Source organism: Kocuria sp. SM24M-10, assembly GCF_001027955.1.
Taxonomy (GTDB): domain Bacteria; phylum Actinomycetota; class Actinomycetes; order Actinomycetales; family Micrococcaceae; genus Kocuria; species Kocuria oceani.
Genome location: NZ_LDNX01000155.1, coordinates 1 through 3,152, shown reverse-complemented (window position 1 = coordinate 3,152; position 3,152 = coordinate 1). Strand labels below are relative to the sequence as shown.

Below are 3,152 nucleotides of genomic sequence, written 5' to 3'. Positions count from 1 at the left end.
TGGATCCTGGGGGTGGGTAGGGATGGTTCAGGGGTTTGAGGGTGGCCTGGGGCTGGATGGCTGTGTGGGCCAGGCCGCTGGTGCTGGGAACGCGTCAGTGAGCATGTGCTGCAACCGCCCGATAGCGCTGGGGGACCAGTTCAGTTGGAGAGCCAGAGCGAGCAACTCCTCGGTGGTGAACACGCACCCCTGGCCCTGCAGATGACGTATCCCTGCGACGATGCCGTGAAGCGTTGAGGGCTCGTTCGCGGGAGAAGTGGCGACGAGGCGGTGGGTGAAGTACACCATGGCCCGGCGCACAGTGGCATCGGGCAGGAGGGGCTGCAGCGGGGTCAGGACGTGTCCGGCCAGGTGTCGGGGGGTGAAGGCGTCCACCCACGGGCTGAGAGGGATGTTCTCGGCGGCGAGGGCCAGGACCGCGCAGGTGATGGGTAGCTGCTCGGCGGCGGCCAGGGTCGGCAAGTCCGGGGCGTAGGCGATGACGGGTCCGGTGAAACCGGCCAATGGCCGTTGGTCGGTGGCGGTCTCGATGGTGACGCCGCGCGCACGCAATCGGTGCAACGCACGGTGCTGCGCATGGGCGGGGGTGGGTACCAGGATCCCGATCCGGTTCCACTGGCCTTCTGGATGGTGTTGGAACGCCCACTTCAAGGCCGGCAGCAGCCCGTCTTCCGGGGGTACCGGGGCGGCGATGTAGGCCCGGGTTCGCTCGGGAGCTGAGCCAGAACAATTGGGAACGGGACGTATGGGTGCGGGGGGCATGGGGGGGGGCTTCCTGCGCGGCAGGCCGACCCACAGAGGGGCCGAGGGGGCACTAATTGATCAGTTTACTGGCGCATCACGGGGATGCCCCAAGACTTCGGTTATGCACCCACCGCCGGGGACGGCAGTCCACCGCTTCCGCCGTTTCGCGGAGGATCCATTCCGAGAGTTGTCCGGCAGGGATGAGGATGGTGCCCGGTGTTGGGTGGTGGGTGTGGTGCCGGGGCGGTGGTGTGGCGTTCTGGGTGTGGTGGGCGTTCAGTGATGCCGTGTAGCCGGCGGCCAGTGCGGTTCTCCAGCGGGGGTAGTCCGCGTAGCAGGGGGCGTCGGGGTCGGTGAGGTGTGCTTCCAGCCATCGTGCTGATGTGTGATGCGGCGTGGATGCGCGGCTGGGTGGTGGGGCGGGTAGCCGGTGTTGGTGCAGCACCGTGGTGATGTCGGCGCTGTTGCCTGTGGTGGTGGTGATCAGGGGGTAGTAGGTCGCGGTCCATTCCGTGGGGGTGTGGGGGTGCAGCTCGACGGCGAAGCGCAGGGGGCAGGGGTGGTCATGGGGTGTTTCTGTTCACCGCTGATCGGTGGTGACTGTGTGCCGGCCACGGGTGTGGGCTCGGTGTCCTGTGTGTTCCGCCCAGACTGGTGTGGGGTGCGCCGGAGGGTTAGTGGGTGGGGGTGGCGGTGATGACGACGTTCTTGCCCCAGGGGTCGTGGGTGTAGCAGCTGATGATCACCAGTCGTTGCGGGGTGATCTGCCAGATGTCGCTGTTCTTGAGGGTGTTCTTGTCGTGGGTGGTGACTGCGTCCACGGTGTAGTCGATGGTGCCGGTCTGGGTGCCGAGGGTGATGGTGTCCCCGGGGTTCAGGTGGGTGCTGAGCCGGTCGAAGGGGGCTTCGGTGCCTTCCCAGCTGTGCCCGGTGAGGTAGGTGGTGTTCGTGGATCCGGCTCCGGGGGTGCCGTAGGTGGTCAGCCAGTAGGCGTCCATGGTCATCGGGGGCACGATCGACTGGTTGGCCAGCTCGGCGGTGGTCGGGGCCAGCGGCAGGATCGGCTGGTCGATGCCGGCGGCGGGCACGGTGAGGTGGACCGGGGCGGAGGCCGCCGGCTGGGCTCGGGCCGGTTCGGGCGCCGGTGGTGTGGCTGCCGGTGGTGTGGCTGCCGGTGAGGGCGTCACCGCGGGAGCCGCCCGGGAAGGTGCGGGGGAGGGCGAGACGGATGCTGTGGGTGCCGTCGAGTCCGCACCCTCGGCCCCGATGGGGTCGGGGGCGGCAGTGGTGCTGTGGGTGGCCGGTGGCGCCGTGGCAGTCGCTTCGGTATCAGGACCGGGCCCGAGGCCGAGGTACCCGCCGATCCCGAGCAGCACGGCCGCGGCCAGGGTGGTGATGACGGGCAGGGCACGGGTGCGCCGGGGCTGGTGGGGTGCTGTGGTGGCGCCGTGCTGGTGTTTGTCGTGCTGATGGCCCATCTGATGCCCCCCGAGGGCTGGTGGTGTGGCTCCGGGCGCCGGCCGGGGTGGCCGGCGCCCGGAGGGTCACGACGGTGGCGGGTGGGGCGCAGGAGCGACCCACCCGCCGTGGTGGTTAGCTGCCGGTGGTGTGCCGGCGGCGCAGCACCAGCCCGGTCGCGGCGAGCAGCCCGGCCCCGGTCAGCGCGATCACGCCCAGGTGGTTCTCGGAGCCGGCGCCGGTGGTCGTGCTGGGGGTGGTGCCGGCGGTCTGGACGTTCATGCCCTGGTTGGTGGTCTCCATGGAGGAACCGGGCACCCAGTGCACCGGGGAGGTGCCCGGGGACCACGGGGCACCGGGGGTGGTGGTGGGGCCGGTGACCAGGCCCTCGTCCACGTCGACGTCGATGCCGGCCCCTGTGCCGGCGCAGGCTGCCAGGGCTGCATCGAAGAGAGCTTCCAGCTCCTCGACATCGACCCCGACCTCGCCCAGGGCCAGGCGGACCTCGGCGAGGTCCTCGATAGCGGCGTCCAGGGCCAGCTGCGCGTCGATGGCGGCGGCCACGGCCGTCTCCACGGCCACCTCGGCATCGGCCACGGCGGCCTCGGCGTCCTCGACCGCGGCCACCAGGCCCAGCTGGGCGTCCAGCTCGGCCTGCGCGGCGTCGAACTCGGCCTGGGCGGCAGCCTGGATCTCCTCGGCGGCGGTCACCTCCGCCCGAGCCTCGAGCAGCGATTCCGGCTCCACCTGCGCGTCCTCCAGGGCCACCTGCGCCTCGGCCACTACGGCGGCGGCGGCCTCGGCCTCGGCCTGGGCGGCGTCGCGGTCGGTGACTGCCACCTCCAGGGCGGCCTGGGCATCGGCGACGGACCCGGCCTCCTCCACGGCCGCGGTCGCCTCGACCACCGCGGCCGCGGCGGCCTGCGCCTCGGCCTCGGCGCCCGCCAGTT

Annotated in this window: 2 protein-coding genes and 1 pseudogene; all 3 read right to left on the bottom strand. The window is 71.2% G+C overall.

The window, feature by feature from the left end; genetic code table 11:
* Positions 1-27: 27 nt before the first annotated feature.
* Positions 28-651 carry a hypothetical protein gene (locus ABL57_RS18540; RefSeq protein ID WP_047804965.1) on the bottom strand — a complete coding sequence of 208 codons (624 nt, stop codon included), beginning with the start codon at positions 649-651 and terminating at the stop codon, positions 28-30.
* Between the two features lie 767 nt (positions 652-1,418).
* Positions 1,419-2,222, bottom strand: a complete 804-nt coding sequence (locus ABL57_RS22060) for a class F sortase (RefSeq protein WP_047804964.1) — start codon at positions 2,220-2,222, stop codon at positions 1,419-1,421.
* 115 nt (positions 2,223-2,337) lie between these two features.
* Positions 2,338-3,152, bottom strand: a pseudogene (locus tag ABL57_RS22505) (hypothetical protein); the annotation flags it as partial.

Coding starts and splice junctions, on each gene's coding strand:
- ABL57_RS22060 (WP_047804964.1), bottom strand. CDS start 2,222: ATGGGCCATCAGCACGACAAACACCAGCACGGCGCCACCACAGCACCC.